At 54.4% G+C, this 847-nt stretch carries 1 protein-coding gene; it reads right to left on the bottom strand.

Annotated features, from left to right (window positions below; translation table 11 throughout):
- Nucleotides 1-841 (bottom strand): type VI secretion system contractile sheath large subunit (gene tssC, locus FN633_RS01515; RefSeq protein WP_154058790.1); only part of this gene is annotated, 841 nt, incomplete at its 3' end.
- Between the last annotated feature and the right edge of the window lie 6 nt (nucleotides 842-847).

Below are 847 nucleotides of genomic sequence, written 5' to 3'. Positions count from 1 at the left end.
ATTTGTCGTGATCCGGGCCTTTGACCTGCTCAACGTAGTTGAAGCTGCGCACCGGCACGGTATCCGGGCCGTACGGCAGACGCCCCAGCACGCGCGGCATCACCAGACCGAGGTAACGGGAATCATCGGTTTCGCGGAAGGATTTCCATTTGATGTACTCGGCCCGGTCGAAGTAGTTGCCAATATCCTTGATGGCCGCCACCTGCTCCATATTCTCTTTTAAGAAGAATGTCGGCCCTGCGGAGCCAATAAACGGCATGTGGGCGGCGGCGGACACCTTCGAAATGTTGCGCATCAGCGCCACATCCTGCGCTGAAGCATCGAACTCCCAGGCCGAGATCACGGCGGCAATGGGTTCTCCGCCGGGGGTATCGTACTCTGCGATATAGGTCTGCTTATACAGCCCGCTCTGAATGATTTCCGGGGAGTCCTCGAAATCCTGCCGCAGCTCCTCTTTGGCTAAGTCGAGCAGTTCCAGCCTGACGTTCTGGCGAAAGTCGGTTTTATCCACCAGCGATTTCAGGCCCCGCCAGATGCTCTCCGTGCGCTGAAAATCTTCATGGTGCATGACCTCATCAAGCTGACGGCCGATTTGAAAATCCAGCTCTGCAATATGGTGGTCGAGGATGGTTTTATCCAGCTTCTCTACCGTTTGCCCGGACTTTTGCAGACACTGCATAAATACTTTTACTGCGGCAGTGACGCGCGCATCCGCAGAGGTTTCGGCCATCACGCTATTATCATCAAACCCGTTTAGATTACCGAGTTCGGCTACCGGCGTTAAATTGATTTTTTCAAACAGTGAGGCGTATACCCCACCCTGTGGCAGTGTTTTTTCAATGGTGGC

Source organism: Pseudescherichia vulneris (assembly GCF_902164725.1).
Lineage (GTDB): Bacteria > Pseudomonadota > Gammaproteobacteria > Enterobacterales > Enterobacteriaceae > Pseudescherichia > Pseudescherichia vulneris.
Note: the sequence above shows the minus strand (reverse complement) of the source record. Positions and strands in the feature narration are given on the sequence as shown.